Source organism: Lamprobacter sp., assembly GCF_034860625.1.
In the GTDB taxonomy this organism is placed as follows: domain Bacteria; phylum Pseudomonadota; class Gammaproteobacteria; order Chromatiales; family Chromatiaceae; genus Lamprobacter.
The window spans coordinates 1-19,639 of record NZ_JAYESN010000019.1; the positions used below are offsets into that span (position 1 = coordinate 1).

At 62.7% G+C, this 19,639-nt stretch carries 19 protein-coding genes; 4 read left to right on the top strand and 15 right to left on the bottom strand.

Annotation, left to right across the window (positions count from 1 at the left end; genetic code table 11):
* The coding region (locus VBE63_RS07025) for an alpha/beta fold hydrolase (RefSeq protein ID WP_323682297.1) at positions 1 to 878 on the bottom strand (878 nt) is incomplete at its 3' end.
* A gap of 347 nt (positions 879 to 1,225) precedes the next feature.
* Here VBE63_RS07025 and VBE63_RS07030 point away from each other — a divergent pair.
* Positions 1,226 to 2,206 (top strand): alpha/beta hydrolase, encoded by a 981-nt coding sequence (locus VBE63_RS07030; protein WP_323682298.1) that lies wholly within the window; start codon positions 1,226 to 1,228, stop codon positions 2,204 to 2,206.
* Between the two features lie 5 nt (positions 2,207 to 2,211).
* Positions 2,212 to 2,829: a hypothetical protein gene (locus tag VBE63_RS07035; RefSeq protein WP_323682299.1), complete on the top strand. Its 618-nt coding sequence runs from the start codon at positions 2,212 to 2,214 to the stop codon at positions 2,827 to 2,829.
* A gap of 82 nt (positions 2,830 to 2,911) precedes the next feature.
* On the opposite strand, the gene VBE63_RS07040 is transcribed toward VBE63_RS07035, so the two are convergent.
* The 4 genes from VBE63_RS07040 to VBE63_RS07055 form a co-directional block, all read right to left on the bottom strand.
* The gene (locus VBE63_RS07040; RefSeq protein ID WP_323682300.1) at positions 2,912 to 4,294 is read right to left on the bottom strand and encodes a hypothetical protein; all 1,383 of its coding nucleotides are present in this window, start codon (positions 4,292 to 4,294) and stop codon (positions 2,912 to 2,914) included.
* A 500-nt stretch (positions 4,295 to 4,794) separates the two neighbouring features.
* On the bottom strand, positions 4,795 to 7,017 hold the full coding sequence (locus VBE63_RS07045) for a cation:dicarboxylate symporter family transporter (RefSeq protein ID WP_323682301.1): 2,223 nt from the start codon (positions 7,015 to 7,017) through the stop codon (positions 4,795 to 4,797).
* Positions 7,018 to 7,103: 86 nt separating this feature from the next.
* Positions 7,104 to 8,381 carry a sodium:proton antiporter gene (locus tag VBE63_RS07050; protein WP_323682302.1) on the bottom strand — a complete coding sequence of 426 codons (1,278 nt, stop codon included), beginning with the start codon at positions 8,379 to 8,381 and terminating at the stop codon, positions 7,104 to 7,106.
* A gap of 108 nt (positions 8,382 to 8,489) precedes the next feature.
* Positions 8,490 to 11,576, bottom strand: a complete 3,087-nt coding sequence (locus VBE63_RS07055; protein WP_323682303.1) for an ATP-binding protein — start codon at positions 11,574 to 11,576, stop codon at positions 8,490 to 8,492.
* A gap of 320 nt (positions 11,577 to 11,896) precedes the next feature.
* Here VBE63_RS07055 and VBE63_RS07060 point away from each other — a divergent pair, with 320 nt between their 5' ends.
* Together VBE63_RS07060 and VBE63_RS07065 are read left to right on the top strand one after the other, a co-directional pair.
* The gene (locus VBE63_RS07060) at positions 11,897 to 12,130 is read left to right on the top strand and encodes a type II toxin-antitoxin system HicA family toxin (protein WP_323682304.1); all 234 of its coding nucleotides are present in this window, start codon (positions 11,897 to 11,899) and stop codon (positions 12,128 to 12,130) included.
* Positions 12,131 to 12,152: 22 nt separating this feature from the next.
* Positions 12,153 to 12,497 carry a type II toxin-antitoxin system HicB family antitoxin gene (locus tag VBE63_RS07065; protein ID WP_323682305.1) on the top strand — a complete coding sequence of 115 codons (345 nt, stop codon included), beginning with the start codon at positions 12,153 to 12,155 and terminating at the stop codon, positions 12,495 to 12,497.
* Positions 12,498 to 12,586: 89 nt separating this feature from the next.
* Here VBE63_RS07065 and VBE63_RS07070 read toward each other — a convergent pair whose 3' ends face one another.
* From VBE63_RS07070 to VBE63_RS07115, 10 genes are all read right to left on the bottom strand, one after another.
* Entirely contained in the window at positions 12,587 to 13,534 is a 948-nt protein-coding gene (locus VBE63_RS07070) for a YihY/virulence factor BrkB family protein (protein WP_323682306.1), read from the bottom strand.
* A 21-nt stretch (positions 13,535 to 13,555) separates the two neighbouring features.
* Complete coding sequence (locus VBE63_RS07075; protein ID WP_323682307.1) at positions 13,556 to 13,828, bottom strand: type II toxin-antitoxin system RelE/ParE family toxin; 273 nt, start codon at positions 13,826 to 13,828, stop codon at positions 13,556 to 13,558.
* A complete protein-coding gene (locus VBE63_RS07080) occupies positions 13,825 to 14,037 on the bottom strand; it encodes a TA system antitoxin ParD family protein (RefSeq protein WP_323682308.1) in 213 nt (70 codons plus the stop codon). The genes VBE63_RS07075 and VBE63_RS07080 overlap by 4 nt, the downstream gene beginning before the upstream one ends.
* A 93-nt stretch (positions 14,038 to 14,130) precedes the next feature.
* Positions 14,131 to 15,057 (bottom strand): cation diffusion facilitator family transporter, encoded by a 927-nt coding sequence (locus VBE63_RS07085; RefSeq protein WP_323682309.1) that lies wholly within the window; start codon positions 15,055 to 15,057, stop codon positions 14,131 to 14,133.
* 52 nt (positions 15,058 to 15,109) lie between these two features.
* Entirely contained in the window at positions 15,110 to 15,511 is a 402-nt protein-coding gene (locus VBE63_RS07090) for a HEPN domain-containing protein (RefSeq protein ID WP_323682310.1), read from the bottom strand.
* Positions 15,495 to 15,818 carry a nucleotidyltransferase domain-containing protein gene (locus VBE63_RS07095; protein WP_323682311.1) on the bottom strand — a complete coding sequence of 108 codons (324 nt, stop codon included), beginning with the start codon at positions 15,816 to 15,818 and terminating at the stop codon, positions 15,495 to 15,497. The genes VBE63_RS07090 and VBE63_RS07095 overlap by 17 nt, the downstream gene beginning before the upstream one ends.
* Before the next feature lie 226 nt (positions 15,819 to 16,044).
* The gene (locus VBE63_RS07100) at positions 16,045 to 17,058 is read right to left on the bottom strand and encodes an urea transporter (RefSeq protein ID WP_323682312.1); all 1,014 of its coding nucleotides are present in this window, start codon (positions 17,056 to 17,058) and stop codon (positions 16,045 to 16,047) included.
* Positions 17,059 to 17,235: 177 nt separating this feature from the next.
* Positions 17,236 to 18,228, bottom strand: coding sequence for an urease accessory protein UreD (locus VBE63_RS07105; RefSeq protein ID WP_323682313.1), 993 nt, complete (start codon positions 18,226 to 18,228; stop codon positions 17,236 to 17,238).
* Positions 18,228 to 18,872, bottom strand: a complete 645-nt coding sequence (gene ureG / locus VBE63_RS07110; protein WP_323682314.1) for an urease accessory protein UreG — start codon at positions 18,870 to 18,872, stop codon at positions 18,228 to 18,230. The genes VBE63_RS07105 and ureG overlap by 1 nt, the downstream gene beginning before the upstream one ends.
* Before the next feature lie 72 nt (positions 18,873 to 18,944).
* Positions 18,945 to 19,634, bottom strand: coding sequence for an urease accessory protein UreF (locus VBE63_RS07115; RefSeq protein WP_323682315.1), 690 nt, complete (start codon positions 19,632 to 19,634; stop codon positions 18,945 to 18,947).
* Positions 19,635 to 19,639 lie beyond the last annotated feature (5 nt).

Here is a 19,639-nt window from a genome sequence, read left to right on the forward strand (position 1 = left end):
TGGAAGGTCCAGGCCGCGACCGCGCCGCCCTCGCCATCGGTGGCCGAGGCGCCGCCGATCGGCATGATGGCCTGAACGAAGTCCGGGTACATCAGGCCCCAGTAGTAGGCCTGGGTGCCGCCCATCGAGACCCCCGTGGCCAGCACCACCTGGCCGACGCCGAGGTGATCGCGCAGCAGCCGGTAGTTCAGATGCACCATGTCGTCGTAGCTGTACAGCGGGAACCGCCGGCCAAGCCCATCGGAGGGCTTGGAGGCACCCCAGAGGCCCAGCGCGTCGACGAAGATCACATAGAAGCGATCGGTGTCGAACAGCAGCCCAGGGCCGACCAAGGCACCGCCGGAGAAGGCATTGCCTGCGCCGCCTGCGGACCAGTTCGAGTACATCGAGGTCGCGTCGCCGGAGAAGAAGCTGTTGATGACGATGGCGTTGATGATCTCGCCCTCGGCATTGCGCTCAGGCGTGCCGACGGCGATATAGGCGGTGCGCGCCGGTGCGGCACCGAGCGACTCGAGTGTGGTGCCGCCGCTGCCGCCGTCCGCCCAGACCTCGGGGTTGCTGAGGTCGTAGTGGCCGCCGATGCGGAAGTTCGGCACCTCATAGGTCTGCTTCAGCGCATCGAGATCCGCCACGGCGGAGCGCTCGGTGATGGCTGTAGGAGCCACGCTAGCAGGAGCCGCAGCAGCAGGAGCCTCGGCAGCAGAAGGAGCCACGGCAGCAGGACTTGAGGGCTCGGCATGGGCCGTGCCCACCGCCTGTGGGGCGAGGCTCAGCAGCAGACTCAACGCGAGCCCTAGGGCGAACGCCGAAAGGGCCGTCGGAACGCCCGACGAGCGTGCATTCCAGGATTGACGGTAAGACCGCCGGTGGGGATTCATTGTTATACGCTCCTTATGTCTGGTCATGTCTGGGGTGGGTGAAAAGGGCAAGGCGATCTCGATGCCGATTGCGCGATCGGCTGAATGCTCGGCTGACTGATCGGTGGACTGATCAGCAGCGCAATGACAGGTGCTCGATGGCGCGATCGGCTGTACGCTCGGTGGCCAGATCGGTTGCACGATTGTTTGCGCGATCGGTTGTGCGATCGGTTGCGCGAGTGTTTGCCCGATAGGGGCAGTGCGCTCAGTGTGGCTTCGGATCGGCACAGTGCGGCCGGGTAGAATTCCAGGCATGCCAACCCACCCCGCGAGCCCCGATGCCGCAGCTTCAGCACGGACATCATCGATTGCACTACGAACTTGTTGGCGATCGCGCTGATCCAGTGATCGTCTTTCTGAATGGGCTCACCCAAAACGCCGGCCTGTGGCAGGCCTATGCGGACTACTTCGTGCCGCGCGGCTATCGGGTCTTGGCCTACGACATGCTGGGCCAAGGCCGCTCGTCGAAGCCGATCATCGACATCGCGCTGCACAGTCATGCCGAGGTGCTCGATGGGCTGCTCGCGGCGCTGGCGATCGAGCGCGTGCATCTCGCGGCGATCTCCTTTGGTGGCATCGTTGCGCTCGATTTCGCGATCCGCTACGGCCACCGCTTGCAGAGTTTGACGGTGATGAGCACCTTCGCCGAGCTGACCCCGCAGCTGGAGCAGCTGGGCGCCGTGATGCTGCAAGGCCTGGCCGAGGTCGGCATGCCCTACCTGCAGCAGCTGCTCTACCCGATGAACATGAGTTCGGATTGGCTGCGCGCGCATCGCGAGCGCATCCCGGCCATGATGCGGGCTGGCTATATCGGCAATGATGCCTATGCCATGCAGAATCTGATGGAATCCTTCGTCGTCTTCGAGCCATTGACGCCGATGCTGTCGAGCATTCAGGCGCCGACTCTGATCATCAATGGCGAATTTGATTTCTTCACCCCGCGGGAATGTCATGACCTGATTCGGCGGCAGATTCGCAATTCGCGTCTGCTCATCATTCAGCGTGCCTATCACGCCTTTACCTTGGAGAAGCCAGCGGTAACCATGCGGCAATTGGAAGTCTTTCTCGAACAGGTCGCCGATGGCGGCTGGCGCGGCGATCAGAGCGTCTGGGTGGCGTCGGAGCATCCAGATGCTGATGCCAGCCAGCAATGGCTGCCTTGCGTCGGCGATTGGATGCGCGCCGTTCAATTCAGAGACCTTGATGCGAAGGACGGTGACAGTGATGCAGAGGCGGCAGTTATAGCAGGCAATGCAGATCCAGCAAGCAAAGCCGGCGTACAGGGGTAAATGCGATGATTGATTCAACAGGGTACGATCAGGCACGCGATTACATTGCGACAGAGGGCTTCACCGCTGAGCTGCAGACGAAGATCGCCTTCTTTATCAATGCGGTCAAGACGGGCAATGTGGCTTATCATTCCTGGGTTCAGTGGCTGGTCGGTTTGAATGTGGCTCAGCAGCAGGCGCTATCGCAATATTCCCGTGAGCTTGAGGCGATCTCATTGCTGGTGCGAACGGCGCGCTGGTCGAGTGATCCAATGCTCTTCATGCGTGGTCAGCAGATCGTCGCTCCGCTGGCATCGGCCTGGAGCCAGATCCTGTTCGCGCCTTTCGGCCCGATGCTGAATCAGGATGCCGCCTATCGTGGAATGGCCCTGGGTCATGCGCAATTGGCACGTGTCCGTTTGGCGCCGATCATTCCCGACTCGGCCGATGCGCTCGACCCGTTCGTGGTCGTGCTGCGGCGCGTCGAGCAGGAGAACGCACGCATGCTCCAATTACAGATTCGGATGTTGAAGCACATGAATCAGGAATTCCCAGTGGCGTCGCGAGAGACCGAGGTTGAGGGTTATCAGCGGCTGGTTGATGAGGTCTTTGGTGCGTTCCTGTCATGGATGACTGAGCGCTGAGTACAGCGATCTTCCAAGCATTCGCTGAGCTGAATTGCGTCAGTTCCGGCCAATTCTTGACCATTCGGCAATGTCAATGCGCTCAAAAGAACGGGATGTTCAGCTGGATGTCGAAGCGGATGTCCTCGATCATCGCATTCACTGACTGGAGCGACTGCGTCGACGCCACCCACTGATCACCACTCTGCCAGACCCGTGCATAGCGAGCGCGGGCGCGGAGATTCTTAAAAGGGCCGTCCTGCGGAAAGATGTAGATCAGATCGCCCGCGGCTTCGTTCCAATCCGCGAGTGGGAGATTTGGGTTGCCGTCGACATTGCGATCACTGCGCTCGCCGTAGGTGACATCGAGCGAGAGATCCTTGAGTCCCCAATGGCTGAAATCGATGACGGTGCCGAGAATCCAAGTGTGCTCGCCAGCAGCGGAATTCTCACCGATGCGCTGCACCAGATAGGACGGACCGATCGAGTAGGGCGAGCGGATCTGGGCGCGATCGCTGGCGATGCCGGCCATGCCATAGGGAATCCACCAGGGAAACGGACGTCCTTCGAGATAGAGACCGCCGTAGTTGGTGCTGAAACTGTCGCCAGGCTGGCCATTGACACCGGCGACCAGGCTGTCGCCATTCGACTCCTGATACATCCATTGCGCACCAACGCGAAAGTATCGGCTGTCATCAAAACGGACGACATGGTCGACATCGAGGTAGCCCATGTTGAGCAGGTTGTCGACCAGATGATACGAGGCCGAGACCATGGTATTCGGCTGCGGTTTCCAGTTGATCTGGAAGTAGCTCATGCCATCGCTATCGCCCTGCTTGGCGCTATCAGGCCAGACGGCCAGCTGATAAACACCTTGATAGAGATTGCGGAACTCGATGTCATTGACCTGCTTCATGTCGGTCACATAGCCGGCGTAATAGCGTAGCCTGTCATCGAAGAATCGGCCCGTGAGGGTGATCGCCTCGTAGGTGATCGGATGCATACCGCGGATATCCCGACGGCCGATCATACTTTGGTCGAGCTTATTGAAGAAGCGGTAGACACCATCCATGAACCATTGATTGCTGATCGATTGGCGCCCGACCATCAAGACATGTTCCTGACGCTCGTCCTCATAGCTCAGCTTGGCGTAGGCCTCAGCGATGACGCTATAGCCGTCCTGGTTCGGATCACGCAGGATGAAGTTGTAAGGATGATCCTCGGGCGCATCCAGTGGCACGGTGAAATAGTAGGAACCGCCAAATGAGAGTAGATTGGCAAATTTGCCGGTCGTGCCATAGAGCCAGCCACCGGTACCAACGCCACGTTGATTGAATTCCGGTAAGGCAGGGGCATCGCCATGGGTCGAGCGCTTAAAAGAGGCAGTGCGGAAGAAGTAGCCGAGTGAGGCATCGTCCCAGAACGGCCGATCAGCGGGCGTCAATGGCTCAGCGAGCGCCAGCTCTTCTGACGTTAGTGCTTCCACGGCAAAAGCGTCTTCGGCAACGGCGCTAGATGGCCAAGATGCGGATGCAATCGCAACTGTACTGATGAAGGCTGTAACAGAATGTGGGGTCCGAGCGAAGGATTTACAGTTGCGTGCCATCAATCGGCCTCATCGCGGTAGCGGTTTTTCATTCGGTGCGATGGGTTTACTTCGGACGCGTGTTCAGCGATTGCCAACGCCCGATCGACAGTACCCTGAGCGGCCGATGATCCTGGTTTGAGGTGGCATCTTGCTATTCGGGTTTTGGCCCTCCTCATTCTGAGGCTAGTGTAGCGAATGGTGCTCAGCAGACTATGCTGATTAGTGATCAAACTATGCCGAGCACGAAAAGCGGCTTGTTCAGCAACAACTGTGGCTGCAACGGCGATGGCCGCTTGCAGCCACAGCTGCTCGAAGATTTTGCAGGGTGGATTGGGCAGCGACTGGGGATCGCCGACGAGTCTCGAAGGCCAGGATTGCCGAGCTGTCCGACCGGCTGGCTAATCCATCCAGCCGAGCAGATCGCGCGCGATCGACCAGCGCGGTGGACGCACGCTGCCGATCTCACCGAGCATCCAATAGCCGTAGAGCTGATCGATCAAGCCGCTACCGCGCGCATTGATCAACCAGGCATCGAGGAAGTCGAGCAACTCGGTCTTGCCGCGGGCGACGGCGTAGCCGAAGGGCACCAGCAGCACCGGCTCGGGGGTGACCAGATTGAAACGCGGATAACGGATGGTCCAGGCGGCGGCCTCTTCGGCCGGCATCAGCAAGGCATCGACGCTCAGTGGCTGCTCGGTGAGCAGGGCATCGAAGGCGGCGTTGTCGTCGACTAGCTGCGGCACCGCATTAGGTAGGCGCTGCTGCAGGAAGCGTACCGAGGCGCGGTTGTCGGTCCCCGCGATGCGCAGGTTGTCGATCTCGGCGATGGCGGCCCAGCGCTGGAACTCGCGTCGACGGTGATCCTCGACCACCAGCGCGAGGGCGCTGTCGAGCACCGGGGTGGTCATCGCGAAACGCAGCGTCAGCTCCGGCGAGATCGGCAGCAGCGACATGAAGAGATCGCAGGCACCGCGATTGAGGCGCTCCTCGGCGCCAGCAATCGATCCCACGGGGACGAATTCGATCGCGACCTCGAGGCGCTCGGCGAAGTGGTGCGCGACATCGATGTCGAAGCCGACCAGATTCCCAGCGCTGTTGACAAAAGCAGACGGGTAATCGCTGAGCTGATGGCAGACGCGCAGCACGTTGGCCTGATGCACCCGCTCGAACGCGCTGAGGTCGGGGTCGCTGGCTGCCGCAGTCGTGTCCGCACCGGGCTCCAGCGTCCAGTGCGGGCGCGGCGTGCCGAACAGGGGCAAGCCGGTCAACAGATCACCCTTGGTGAAGGGCGCGACGAAGACATAGGTATAGAAGGCACGCACGCCGATCAGGATGGCCGCCAGCAGCCCCAGTGAGACGATGGCGAAGCGCAGCAGCGGCCGCAGCCGAAAGCGGATCTGGCCCTTGAGGCCATAGGCGCCGATGAGGGCGATGGCGATCACGTGCATGCCGGCCAGCAGGGTGCCGAAGCGGCTGGCGATGACATCGACCACCAGGAAGGTCTGGAACAGATCGGCCGGCAGCCGCAGCAGATCGAACAGGAAGGGCAGGGCCAGGATGGTGCCGCCAAAGAGGCTCGCCAGGCCGGCGATGGCGAGCGAGGGATAGTCGCTCACCGGCACCGACTGCCCGACCAGCCAACCGCCGAAGAGCACGAACATCAGGGCCATCAGCAGGCCCAGGTTCGGGAACGGAAAGGCGGCCGGGATCAAAATGTCGATGGCCGAGGCCTCTTGCTCGGTGGGCTCCTCGCCGCGCTCCTCGTCGGTCTCCGCCATCAAGCGTTTGCCGTCGGCGGCCAGTACTGGCAGCACGATCAGCAGATTGGCGGTGGCGAAGGCGGTCAGCAGCGGGCCGCGGAAGACGCGGAGCACGCTTATGTAGCGCAAGGGCGTCAGTGCCGCGATCAGCGCTGGGATCACCCAGAGGCTCAACAACAGCGTGAGCAGGATGTACAGGACAATATAGACCTGCAGCCGGGCGAGCTCGGAGAGGTCGATGGTGCCAGCGGCATTGGCGGTGATGGCGAACACGCCATAAGGCGCGAGCCGGCCGATGAAGCCGGTGATCTGCATCAGGGTGGCGCCGATGGTATCGAAGACCTCGAGCAGCTGCGCCTTGCCCTCAACCTGAATCAGTGCCACGCCGAACAGGATGCTGAACACCACGATGGCAGGCACGACCGCGTTCGAGAGTGAATAGAAGATGTTGGCGGGCACATACAGACGCAGGAAGTCGACCGGCTCACTGGTGGCGATCTGGCTGGCGCTGAAGAACGAGGCCGAGGGCCAGTCTGGAAAGGCCAGCGGGCTGGTCAGGACCACCAAGAGTCCGATCGCCCAGAGTGCGAGCAAGACGGCGCCAGCCTTGAGGCTCAGCGCCTTGGCCTCAGCCAGCGTCAGGCGCCCGAGCGAGGTGATCAGCGCGACGATCACATAGGGGATGACGGTGATCTGCAGCGCGGCGATGAAGAGGTCCCCGCCGATGCTGAGCACCGCCGCCTCCTCGCCGAAGAACAGGCCGACCAAGAGGCCAAGACCAAGGCCGATGAAGACTTGGGTGGCGACGCTGAGGCGGCGGCGTTTGCGCGTCTCGGCGGGTTTGCTGGTCCTGGGCTTCATCCGATCTTCTGCTCCCGCAAGCGTTCACTGATGAGGGCGGATTCACTCGGGGTCATCGTGATCCTCAAAGAAGACCAGTTTGGTCGTCAGGTTGAGGTCTCAGCGCCAGCCCTAGCGGACGCGCGTTTGCCGCGAGCGGCCACGGCCCGCACCAGCGGCCCAATGCTGAGCCCCTGTACCAGCACCGAGAAGACGACGACGAAGTAGGTGATCGTCAGCAGGATGTCGCCGATCTCGCCCTCGGGTAGCGACAGGACCAGGGCCACCGAGATGCCGCCGCGGAGGCCACCCCAGGTCAGGATCGGGACGACACCCGGCTCGAAGGTGCGCGAGCGACGCATCAGGCGAATCGGTAAGGCGATGCTGATCCAGCGGGCGGCGAGCGTCAGTGGGATCGCGATCAGGCCGGCCAGGATCAAGTCCCCGCTGACCTGAATCACCAAGACCTCCAGACCGATCAGCACGAACAGCACGGCGTTCAGTACCTCATCCACCAGTTCCCAGAAGTCGTCCAGTCGGTGCAGGGTGGCCTCGTTCACGGCGGAGGTGCGGCCATAGCTGCCGATCAGCAGGCCGGCGATGACGATGGCGATGGGGGCGGAGACATGCGCGTGGGCGGCGATCGCATAGCCGCTCATCGCTAACGCCAGGGTCACCATGATCTCGACCTGATAACTCTCGGTACGGCGGATCATCTGCAGCGCGATCCAACCCATCACCAACCCAAACAGCACGCCGCCGACGATCTCCTGAAGTAATAGGATCAGTGTGTCCAGGATACTTGGACTGGTCTCGCCGACGGCGAGTGTGAGCAGCGCCATGAACAACACCACGGCGACGCCGTCATTGAATAGCGACTCGCCGGTGATCTTCATCTCCAACGCCTTCGGGGCCTTCGCGCGCTTGAGAATGCCGAGTACGGCGACCGGGTCGGTGGGCGAGATCAGGGCACCGAAGAGCAGGCAGTAGATGAACGGAACCGGTAATCCGATCGCCTGGAACAGCAGATAGCTACCGCCGCTGATCAGCAAGGCAGCCCCGACGGTGCCCGCCGTGGCGAGCGTGGCGATGACCCATTTCTGCCGGGCGAGTTCCTTCAGGTCGACATGCAGAGCGCCGGCGAACAGGAGGAAGCCGAGCATGCCATGCAGGAATGCCTCGGTCAGATCGATGCTGTCGAGCATGCGTGCGACCTGCTCCTGCAGGTCGGGCAAAAAGGGCAGCGGCAACTGCAGGGCCAGGGAAAACAGCATCGCGAACAGCATCAGGCCGATGGCGCTCGGCAATTTCAAGTAGCGATCGTTTAACCAACTAAAGACGGCCGAGAAGCCGATTAGCAGTGCGAGAATGTCGAACAGGCGCATCGTCGGGGACCTCTTAGTTGGCAATACGGTATCACCCTAGCTTCGGCTCCCAGGCTCCTTACAGCCTTTTGTCTCGATCAGCGCAGTTTTTCGCTGAGATTGCTGATTTTAGAGGGTTTCAGATGGCGCGCCTTGTCGCGCGAGGCTGCGCAGGCCCTCGAGATCGATCTGGATCGCACGCCGCTCGATCTCGTGCCAGAGCGCGGCGGATTCTGGCTGCGTCTTGCAGCGCTCACGCGCCCAGTCGGCGATGGCGATGACGGCGCCGAGCGAGAGCAACTTGCGCAGCTCAGCGAGCTGTTCGTCGTCGATATCCGCGGCCAGCGCGCGAGCGACTGAGTCATCGTTCGGCTCCGCTGGCTCGCGCTCAGGGTCTTCGGCTGCATGCTCGTCGCGGGTCTCGAAGTCCCAGTCGAGCGCGAGCTGCTGCTCGAGAATCTCGGCCAGGGTTCGCACCGAGAGGGGCTTCAGCGCGACGGCGTCAAAGGTGATCTCGCTTGGCAGTGTCTCGGGTCGCTCCAGCGGCGCCGCCGAGATCAGAATCACCGGCAGCGTCGCATCCGCGGAGGATTCACGCACCTGGCGCAGAAACCCCCAGCCATCAAGCTGTGGCATGAATTGGTCGATCAGGGCCGCATCGGGCTTCGGGTCAGCACCTTGCAGCTGCTCGAGCGCGTCCGCCCCGTTCACCGCTAGCAGCACATCGAAGCCCCAGGCCCGAGCACTTTCGGACAGGAACTGGCGACTGCTCGGCATGTCATCGGCGATCAGCAAGGTGCGTCGCGGTCCGCGATAGCCGCAAATGACGCCGTTCGTGATGCGCGCGGGGCTCGCCTCTTGGATGCTCGCCTTGGGGACTTGCAACTCGATGCTGAACAGACTCCCCGGTTGCTGATCTGGTTGGCTGTGGACCTGGATGCGCCCGCCGATGGCCAGCGCCAATTGCTGGCTAATCGCCAGCCCCAGACCCAGGCCGGGCGCGCGATCATAGCGGTCGAGCCGTTTGAAGGGCTCGAAGATTGCTGCCTGCTGTTCGGTCGGGATACCGATGCCGGTGTCACTGACCTCAAAGCGGAGACGAACCAGGTCGGTCTCGCACTCGGGCTGCCCATCTGGCGGATCAGCTGCCGGATCAGTTGTTGCTTTGGCTGTCGGCTCAGCCTCTGCATTGGCGAAAGCATCGACTTTGGCTCCGGCTTCAGGGTCGATTGGGGGATTGGCTGTAGGGTCGATCTGGGCTTGGGTTTCAGGCTCAGCGGCGGCATGACCGGCTGGCTCAGCGTTGTAACTGGCCTCGAGAGTGGCTGGCTCGAGCTGGCTGATGCGCAGCTCGATTCGGCCCTGCTGAGTGAACTTGCAGGCATTGCCGAGCAGGTTTCTCAGGATCTGCGTCAAGCGGCGCTCATCGGCGATTACCCAATCGCTCTCGCCGAGCCTGACTTGGGTGTCAAGTCGATTACCACCGCGCTCGGCCAGCGGTCGGTAGAGCTGCTCAAGATGGCCAGCCAAGGCCGACAGCGATAGCGGTGTCGGCTCCAGCAGGATCGGCTTGGCATCACCGCGGCTGAATTCGAGGATATCGTCGATCAGCTGCAGCAGTTGCTGGCCGCTCTTCTGGATCACCGCGAGCTGTGCCTGCTGCTCAGGTGTGATTGAGCGCGATAGCAACTCGGCATAACCGAGCAGATCGTGCAGCGGGGCGCGCAGCTCATGACTGGCCGTCGAGAGGAAATTGGACTTGGCGGCGCTGTCGGCGAGGGCGCGCGCGTTGGCCTCGCGCAAGGCGCTGGTTTGCTGCTCGACCGCCGCGGCCAGGGTGGCGTTTTCCTGTTGCTGCATCTTGAGGCTGCGCTGTCGCTCGGCCTCCTCGCGCGCATGCAATTGTCGTTCAAGGTCAGCGGCCAGGTCGCGTCGGCTGCGGCTGTCGATGCCGACGACTCCGAGCGCAAACGAGACCAGCCCAAACAGGTAGAGCAAGATCAGCGGGTCGTTGGCGAGATCCAGACTCGGCAGCCCGTTGGCGAGCAGGACGCGGATCAGCGCGACGACCCAGTACAGACTGAATAGAAGGAGCAGGCTGCGTCCGTATGGCCGATGCCGTACGGCGCGCGCGGACCAGGCTGCAAGCGGCCAGAGGATGAGCACTGCCAGCGAGGTCAGGGCACTGGTCCGACGCACCAGATGGTGCTGATCAGTCCAGGGAATGCTCAGCGCAACACCGATGAAGATGGCGATGCTAGTCCCATAGAGGACGAGCCAGAGCCGGTTGCGATAGAGCCGCAGAAAGGACAGCGTCATCAATGCGAACGCGGCCATTGCCAGCGCCCCGCTGGCGGTCAGGATCGGCACCACATAGGGCCTGATCGCCGGCACCAGGCTGGGCAGCAGCGGCACCAGGTAGATGAGCTCAAACAGGGTCGCCGCCGCCAGCCAAAAGGCGACCAGCGCATAGCGCCACTCGGCCTGGACCAGCAGCACCAGCACAATCGCCAGGACGAAGCCGAGCAGCGCGACCTGTGCATCGTGCAGGCGTGCGACTTGGCTTGCGCGCATCTGTGGATCATGCAACGTCACGGCGACCGAGCTGAAGGTCTTATCTTGGATGCGCAGCACCAGTAGCAGACTTTGGCCGGGGTCGAGTTTCAGCGGAAAGCTCGCCTCCTGCGCCGGGATGACGCGGTCTTCGAGGGGGATGCGTTGGCCACCGACGGCTTGATCGAGGATCTCACCGGTCGCGGGATCGATGACGAAAAGCCGCACATCCCGCAGTCGCCAAGGCTCCACCACCAGCCAGCGCTGGATGGGCTCCTCGGAGCGGTTCTGCACCGCGCCGAGCATCCACAGGATGACCGGGATGAAGTTCGAGCCGCGTGCCTCTGAGGTTGCGCCCGACACCCAGGCCTCGAGCGGCAGCGATAGCACCCGCTGCAGCTCGCTGACGCCTCGCGGCTGATTTGGCTGCTGCTGGTTTAGCTGATGATTTGGCTGCTGATCTGGTGTCTCCTTGTGGATCAACAGGTGCTCTGAGAGCGACCTGGGCGCTGTCGTTTCTGCGAGATCGAGGCTCTCAAGCGCCGCGGCAGCGCTTGAGACGGAGAGGGTCATGGCGGAATCCGCGCTCGCGGTCGCGATTGCCACCGAGCACAGCAGCAGGAGCCAGAGCAGCAGTGGTTGATAAGGGATCGTGGCTGTCACCGATGCAGAGGTTTCAACCTAGGCCACCTTAGCAGAAAACCGTCGTGGTCGATGCGATGGCGGTCTGAGCGCGATAGGCTGCAGTGCTAAGATCTGTCATTGCTTCGTGTACAGCTTGGTGCAAGTGCATCACCGCCTCATCTAGCCATTCGCCCTGATTTGCGGAGACGAACATCCGTTGGAATCTGGGCTTTTGGGTCAGTGTTGTCCGGCAATCAGGTCGAGCGGCCATATCCTCGCGCTTTCCTTGCGACGCGAGGTTTCTGACAGGGTGGCGGGCAACACTTGGCGGTAGTATCAAGCAGCGATACTATGAAGCGGTGAAACGCAAGCATGCCAAAACGCTCGAGCTGCTGTTCAAGCGCCCGGTCTCGGGCAGCGTGAAATTCCAGGACGTGCTCGCGCTGCTGGAAGCGCTCGGCGCCACGGTCGAGTACAACCGCGAAGGCTCGCGCATCGGCGTGCTGCTGTTTGACGAAACACGCGTGCTGCACAAGCCGCACCCAGCGCCGGTGATGGATAAGGGCGGGTCGCGGCCGTACGTGATTGGCTAGCGGACCATGGGGTGACACCATCATGATGAACACCATGACGTTGGACGGCTATACAGCCGTCATCCGGTACAACCCAGAGACCGATGAGTTCCGAGGCGAGATTCAGGGGCTCAATGGCGGCGCGGATTTCTACGGCAAGAATCCGCAGGAGCTGCGCCGCGAGTTCAAGGCGTCTTTGGACTTTTTTATCGAGATGTGCGAGAAGCACGGCCGTGCCGTGCGCAAACCGGCCAGCGGTAAATTCGTGGTGCGCCTACCGCCCGACCTCCATCAGGCGGCCACCACCGTGGCGCAGGCCGAGGGGATCAGTCTCAATGCGCTGATGGAGCGCGCCGTGCGACATGAGCTGTCAGACGCTGCGGCCTGAGGCGGAAACGTCAGCTGCGCATGGAGATCAACAAGGGCGGCGCGGTGCTCGATCGGCGAGCCAACTGAGCGGAAAACCGCTTTGAGCGATCAGGCGACCTGCTGCTGCACCACCCTCATCGCTGATGCGCGCGGCACGATCGGCCGATTGCGGACACTCAGCTCGGCGCGGGTGAGCGCCACGCCGAGCAACAACAGCAGGGCGGAGAAGTAGACCCAGAACAGGATCACCAGCAGCGAGGCGGCGGCGCCATAGGTTGAGGCAATCGCGGTCTCGGCGAGATAGAGGGCGATGCCATAGCGGCCGAGGGTGAGCAGCAGTGCCGTGACCAAGGCGCCGGGCAGTACATCGCGCCAGGACAAGAGCACGTCGGGCAGCACCTTGAACAGCGCCGCGATGAACAGCGCGGTGATCAGCACTGCGGCGAGGCTTTGGGCCGCGCTCGAGAGCCAATCCAGCTGCAACGCTTGCAAGGGTCCGCTCAGCTCGACCGAGTTGACAAGGGCTTGAATCGCGATGGCGGCGACGAAGTAGAGCAAGAGCCCCAAGCCGATCAAGAGCACCACTAGCAAGGCCAGCAGCCGCGTGCGGGCCATCTGCCAGAACGGCGCCAGGCGATCGCGGCCGGGTTTGGGACGCACGCCCCAGAGCAAGTTCATCGAATAGCGCAGTTGGCCGAACACCACGGTTGCGCCGATCAGGATCGCACCGATGCCGATCAGGGTTGGGAGTGGTCCGGTCTCCTGCGGCCGCGACATCAGGATCGCCTGCTCGATGGCGGATGCGGCCTCGGCACCCATTGCGCCCTGCAGCTGAGCGACGATCTCGCCCTGCGCCGCACCTTGGCCGAGCACGACGCCGATCACCGTCACCGCGATGATCAAGGTCGGCGCCAGTGAGAAGATGGTGAAGAAGGCCAGCGCACCGGCCTGCATGAAGGCGTTGTGCTCAAGCCAAAGATTGAAGCCGCTGACCGCGATGGTGAGCAGTTGTCGAAGCGTGCGTCGAGCAGGCTCTAGCATCCGTGATTGAGTCATGACGACGGCACCGGCTGACGCTCAGCGCTTGAGATCGCGGTAGAAATTTTCATGCGGCCCCAAGCTCAGCAGCGTGCAGAGGCTGTCGCCCCAAGTGTAGGCGAGCAGGAATGTTTGGTGGATGCAGTTGAACTTGAACACCCGCACGCCGGCCAAGTCCCCCTTTTTCTGCTCACCGACCTCGGGGTCGCTGAGGATAGCGCGAATGGCGGCATGTACTGCCTGGCGCTGATTGGGATGGAGCTTCTTGTAGGCTCGCTTGAAGGCAGGACGCTGCGCCAGCGCCGGCGTCATGGTGCTGGTAAGTCGAAGGGTTCTGAGGGTTCTTCGAGCGCTTGCAGCGTATCGCGCACGAACTCGATGGGCAGATCGGGGTTATCGAGCGCTGCCCGGCCCACCTTGGCCCAGTAGGCAATCTGCTGCGGGATCGAGCGCATTTCGGCGCTGGCCTGCGACTTGGCGGCGGCATACAGCCCTTCATCGATGCGAATGGATACGCTCATGGTGCGGCTCCTGTGGCGAGTTGCGACAAATGCAGTTTACGTCCTTGCGGCGGCCCTGCCAAGCTCGCGCCGGGATGGGTTGATACTTGGCGATTACAACTGCGCCGGATCAGCGGTGAAGGTGATGGTGAGCCAGCGGTCGGGACCGGCACCGCCGATCGCACGGCCGATCTCGTTGCGCAGGGCGTCGATCTCAGTCACTGGCAGCTGCAGATCCGGTGGCACCAAGACCGAGATCTCGATGAAGCGCGCCCGCCCGGCCTTTGCCAGATAGCTGCGATAGTCGAGAAAGCCATGGCGTTGGACGAAGTCGGCCATCACCGAACAGAGATGGGCGTCGAGGTCGGACGGACTGATCTGCAGGATCTCGGCGAAGGACTCGCGCGCCTCACGGAACGGCATCGGCAACAGCACCAGTGCGATCAAGGCCAGCGCCAGCGGGTCGATGAAGCGCATCAGATGCTCGGCGGCGGTACCCTGGATCGCCAGCGCCATGGCGAAGGCGATCAGCAGCGCGCTGCTCATCAAGGCCGACAGCAGCCAGGCCTTGACATCGAGCCGCACCAGGCCGGAGTCGATGCGCTCGGCTTGGCCGCGCAGCCACCACCAGAGCCCGAACGAGATCAGCGTGACCAAGGCCGCGTAGCTCAGTGCGATGCCGAACTCCGGCTCGTAGCCGCCCTTCAGCAGGCTGTTCACCGCGCTGAGAAAGGCGTAGACGACCAGAACAATCAACGTCGAGGCCTTGAGCGCGATGACCAAGGGCTCCAGGTGCCAAAAGCCATACTGAAAGCGCCGATCATCGCCTTGGCTGGCGACCAAGCGGGCGACCTGCAGCGTTAGCCAGGTGATGGCGGCATCGATCAGCGCGAACAGGCCGTCGAAGAGGATCGCCGGTGAGCGTGCCCAGAGGCCGAGCAGCACCCCAAGCCCGGCGATGACCAGGGTTGCGGCGACTGAGAGCCGCAGCAGCCGGGCCTCCAGCTCGCTGCGCAAGCGCATGACGCGTTCGATCTTCATCGTTTGTTATTTGCTCTTTCTGCTTGCTCTTTCTGCTCCGACCAGCAACTGATCACGGTTGGTTACGCGCTTTAGCCAGGTGATCATGAGCCCAATTAAGCAGTTGATCCGCCAACGCGAGGGCCTCGCTGGGCTCGATCATGGGTGTTGGATCGTCGTTGTAGCGAAATTCGACCGCATAAGGAGTCAGGCAGCTGAGCTGAACTTCGGGAACCGGCGCTGGATAACCTGACGCTGAAAGACGGGATGCCAGTTCTTCAAGATCGTGCACGCGGCGGAATCCGATACCCTGCAGCGCCATCACCGCCTTCAGGGCCTTCTCCGCGGCTTGTTGGGCATGGAAGCTCGCCACACTGGATGCCAACTCCTCGACAGGCAATAGCAGCTTGCAGGCGAGGCGATCTTTGCGAGCAAGCCGCAGCAGGCGTTCCGCCTCTTCAATGAAGGGATTCATAAATGATCCGCCCTTCCTTGCTAGCCCAATAGGCCAAGGTGCCTGGCACCTGTCGGCGGCGCTCGAACTCTCCCGCCGACATCAGCAAGAGATCGATCCCAACGCCGAGGCGCCCGATGGCCTGCTTCAGTTTCAAGTATTCAGCTGGCTTGTCCGGCAGCGAGCGCTCAACAATGAGCAGGTCGAGATCGGAGTCAGCATTCGCCTGATCGCGCGCGTAGGAGCCGAAGAGGATCACGCGCGCCGGCTGCGAGAGCTGGACGACAAGCCGCTGCACGGCGGCATGGATTTGATCTTGGTTGAGCATAGAGCCTGTTTGGGTCTGTGAACCGGAATCTCGCGGAATGTATCCTGGCGGGAATCATGCTCGCGGCCTTCATCCGCCGGGGTGGCGCTGCGCCCTGCACGTTAGACTAACTCAAGGCGAGTCACCAAACCGCCTCACCTAGGGTAGTCCAATTGACGATGGTTGTGATCGTGCCGCATCTGAGTGCTGTGACTAAGCTCTGCCTCGCGACCCTTAAGGAGGGACGTCAGGACGCTGGCTTTGCCAGCAGGAACAACCAGGTGACCAAGACGAACGAGGCGGTGAGGGTGGGGATCGCAAAGGGCGTGACGGCGGCGACCATAGCGCCTTGCACTAGGACCGTGACGATGGTCGCGAGCAGGGCATAGAGACCGGATCGAAGACCTGGGCGCGCGAAGACGGTGCCGACGGCAATCGCGGTCAGGATCGGGTTGAAGCCGACCAGGCCGCCGGTGATGAGCTGGCTCTCGGCACCGAGCAGATGCGCGACGACCACCGAGATCAAGGCCGCGGCCAGCGCATAGCCAGCGGCGGCGATGGAGCCAACGGCGAGCCCGATCAGGATCAGCAGCGCGGCGATGCCGTCACCCTTCACGAACACCTGCGAGATGCTGATCAGGATGCCCTGTAGGAAGTCGAGAATGCGCAGCGGATCGGCCGCCTCAGCCGCGATCGGCTGGATCAGACCGCTGGTTGGCAAGGCCCCGCCTGGCACGCTGGAAAACCCGTTCGAGGACAGCAGCAGTAGCCAGGTGATGAGGATGAAGGGGGCAGTCAGCGCAGAGAGGCCCCAGGTCTGCATCACCCGAGTCGCCGCTAAGGTGGCGATCACCGAGACGGCACCGCCAAGCACGACATAGACCCAGAGCAGCGGCGAGGGGTCGAGGAAGGTGGCCAAGGCAATGCCGAGCAGATAGGCGTTGAAGCCATAGAGACCGGCATGCAGCGCTGCGGTCTCGACCCGCAGCCAGAGCGCTGTCAGCGAGGCGACGAGCAGTGCGAGCAGCCCGCCGATCGCAATCTCGAGCGCGCCGGCGATGAACGAGCCCCAGCCGATGGCGGCGAAGAAGAACAGCCCGGAGAGTGGGTTGTCCTGAAACATCACCTGCCCGATGCCACGAAGATTGAAGTCGATGAAGCGCAGCGGGGAGGCCGAGCAACAGGCTATCTCCCACGCGTTGGCCTGTTGTACTGGATCTGGATGCATTGGGCCAGGTTGCACTGGGTCGGGCTCGTTCATCATGACCTCCGATGCTTGAGGCGGTGCCTGATCAGGCAGGCGCCCTGATGCTTGGCAAGAAGGACGAATTCAGACTGGTCCATTGTTCTTCTCTCAGTCTCTTCATCGATCAGTGTTCATCCGTGTCCATTTGTGGCTCAGTGATACGCGTTCCTGGCGCTGAGATCCTCTATCCAGTCAACGCCAAAAGAACGGCGGCGAGAGCGGGGTGCCGGTGGCCTCTTCGCGCACAATCGCCCAACACTCGCGGAGCTTGGCTTTGACCTGCTCGGTCTCGCGCGCCAAGACCTTGATGATCAGGCCCGCGTCGTTGGGTAGCCGGCAAGCACCGAAGGCAAGACCGCCGAGCTGATCGACCGCGGCGCCGATGCGTGCCTCAACGCGATCGGCGACCGCCGGCGGCGTCAGCAGTATCAGGTTGCCGAAGACATCGAAGCCGTCCATCACGCCGGTTTGCCGCATCGCTTGGCGCTCGGGTTCGATCACCAACTTCTCGGTGAACAGCAGCCGGCCGTCGGGACGGGTCGCCGTCGTCGCCAATGACAATAGCGTCGCGCCAAAGCACTCGTCCGGATGATGGTGCTTGCGGCCGGGCTGCAGGATCTCGGCGTAGAGCAGGGTCGCGCTGTCGGCGAGCTGGATGCGGGTATCGCTGATGAAGCGCGCGCGCCGATGCGGGATCAGTGGCTCCGGCATGAGTTCGAGATAGGCGTCCTCGGCGAGCGCGATCTGCTGCGTCTGGACGGCAGAGTTGGCGTCCATCGAGTGGATCTTGGTCGCCGACTGGGTGGTGACATGGGCGCGGGCTTGCGGGCCGAGGCTGATCTCGAGCGCCATTCGATCGCCCTGCAGCAGGCAGCCGGTGGTGGTGATCATGAACAACCAGGCCAGGTCGGGCAGGGTCTGCTCGGGATAGAGGGTGCGCTGTGCCATCGCCGGGATGCACCGATCGAGCTCGGCGAGGATGGTGCGCGGGCCGCGGCGCTCGAAGCCGAGGCGCAGGAAGCCGTTCTTGCCGACCGCAGCGCTCGCCATCTGTGCCGGCTCGTCTTGGAAGGCGGCCAGCTCGCGGGTCATGCGCCCGAGCCGGATGGCGGCGTTGCGGTCGCCGACGAGGCCAAGCTCCGGCAAGGCAAGGGCCGTCGACTGGGTCTGCGCGCGAAAGTCCATCAGGCCGAGGCGCGCTCGTCGAGCCTCAGGTCAAACAACATATCGGAGCGGATCTGCTCAATCAGCTCGGGGATACCCTCGCCCGTCTTGCAGTTGGTGAACAGGAAGGGCTTGTCGCCGCGCATCAGCCGCGAGTCGCGGTCCATCACGTCCAGATCAGCACCGACATACGGGGCCAGATCGGTCTTGTTGATGACCAGGATATCGGACTGGGTGATGCCGGGGCCGTTCTTGCGTGGGATCTTGTCACCAGCGGCGACATCGATCACATAGATGAAGAAATCGACCAGCGCTGGCGAGAAGGTCAGGGTGAGGTTATCGCCACCGCTCTCGATCAGCACCACATCGGTGTCCGGGAAGCGCGCCTCCATGTCCTCGACCTCGGCTAGATTCATGCTCGGGTCTTCGCGCACCGCGGTATGCGGACAGGCGCCGGTCTCGACGCCGAGGATGTGCTGCTCGAGCATCACGCCCTTGAGCGTGCGCTGCACCTGCTTGGCATCCTCGGTGGTGACGACATCGTTGGTGATGATCAGCACCTTGATGCCGAGGTCAAGCAGCTGTGGGGTAATGGCCTCGACGATGGCGGTCTTGCCGGAGCCGACGGGGCCGCCGACGCCGATACGGGTGATCTTCTTGGGCACGAGGTTACCTTTGGCGTTTGAACTTGTTCGCGCGCGAGGCGCTCGGGTTGGGATCAGCTCATGAAGATGCGATCAGCTCATGAAGAGCCGGACAGTCGCTTTGACATGAGCGGCGGCGAGGATCTCGGTCATCGGTGCGAAGCCGGCCATATCGGCCAATGGCATGGCAGCGGCGGTCTCGTAATCAGCGTCGGCCCCAGCGCTGAGCGCGAACAGCATCTGCTGGGTCTCGACATGGCCGATGCGCATCAGCCGCAGTGCCGCGCTCAGGATCATCGCTGCGACACCGTATTGATGCACGGCGAAGGCGTCTCGCGCGGAGAGGCCCTGCACCGCGAAGTTGATCCCGAGGGCGACCGGATAGCAGCCGGGCGTCGCGCCGCTGGTGATCTGCTCAAGCCAGCGCTGGAGCAAGGCCGCGTGGAGGATCTGGGCGCTCAGCTCGGTGAATTTCTTGCCCATCCGCACGCTCATGGTGCGGGTCTCGCTGGAGAGCTTGCGGGCGTAGACCTGGGCGTCGATCTGCGTCAGCTGCCTGAGGTCGTCGGCCTGTGCTGCGCGGTACGCCCAGATCAGGCCGACACCGTCGCCGCGCATCGCCAGCTCCAGCGCGGTGCGGGTGTAGGCACTCAGGCTCTCGGCATCGGTCACCACGCGCTCGGCGATGGCGGTCTCCAAGCCCGCTGAGAAAGCAAAGCCGCCGACCGGGAACACCGAGTCGCCGAACTGCAGCGCACGCAGGAGCCGGGCTGCATCATTCATGTTCC

Bases quoted from the DNA above. Each gene is read 5' to 3' on its own strand.
- VBE63_RS07035 (WP_323682299.1), top strand. From the start codon at position 2,212: ATGATTGATTCAACAGGGTACGATCAGGCACGCGATTACATTGCGACA.
- VBE63_RS07045 (WP_323682301.1), bottom strand. From the start codon at position 7,017: ATGAAGCCCAGGACCAGCAAACCCGCCGAGACGCGCAAACGCCGCCGC.
- VBE63_RS07050 (WP_323682302.1), bottom strand. From the start codon at position 8,381: ATGCGCCTGTTCGACATTCTCGCACTGCTAATCGGCTTCTCGGCCGTC.
- VBE63_RS07065 (WP_323682305.1), top strand. From the start codon at position 12,153: ATGATGAACACCATGACGTTGGACGGCTATACAGCCGTCATCCGGTAC.
- VBE63_RS07070 (WP_323682306.1), bottom strand. From the start codon at position 13,534: ATGACTCAATCACGGATGCTAGAGCCTGCTCGACGCACGCTTCGACAA.
- VBE63_RS07075 (WP_323682307.1), bottom strand. From the start codon at position 13,828: ATGACGCCGGCGCTGGCGCAGCGTCCTGCCTTCAAGCGAGCCTACAAG.
- VBE63_RS07080 (WP_323682308.1), bottom strand. From the start codon at position 14,037: ATGAGCGTATCCATTCGCATCGATGAAGGGCTGTATGCCGCCGCCAAG.
- VBE63_RS07085 (WP_323682309.1), bottom strand. From the start codon at position 15,057: ATGAAGATCGAACGCGTCATGCGCTTGCGCAGCGAGCTGGAGGCCCGG.
- VBE63_RS07090 (WP_323682310.1), bottom strand. From the start codon at position 15,511: ATGAATCCCTTCATTGAAGAGGCGGAACGCCTGCTGCGGCTTGCTCGC.
- VBE63_RS07095 (WP_323682311.1), bottom strand. From the start codon at position 15,818: ATGCTCAACCAAGATCAAATCCATGCCGCCGTGCAGCGGCTTGTCGTC.
- VBE63_RS07100 (WP_323682312.1), bottom strand. From the start codon at position 17,058: ATGAACGAGCCCGACCCAGTGCAACCTGGCCCAATGCATCCAGATCCA.
- VBE63_RS07105 (WP_323682313.1), bottom strand. From the start codon at position 18,228: ATGGACTTTCGCGCGCAGACCCAGTCGACGGCCCTTGCCTTGCCGGAG.
- VBE63_RS07115 (WP_323682315.1), bottom strand. From the start codon at position 19,634: ATGAATGATGCAGCCCGGCTCCTGCGTGCGCTGCAGTTCGGCGACTCG.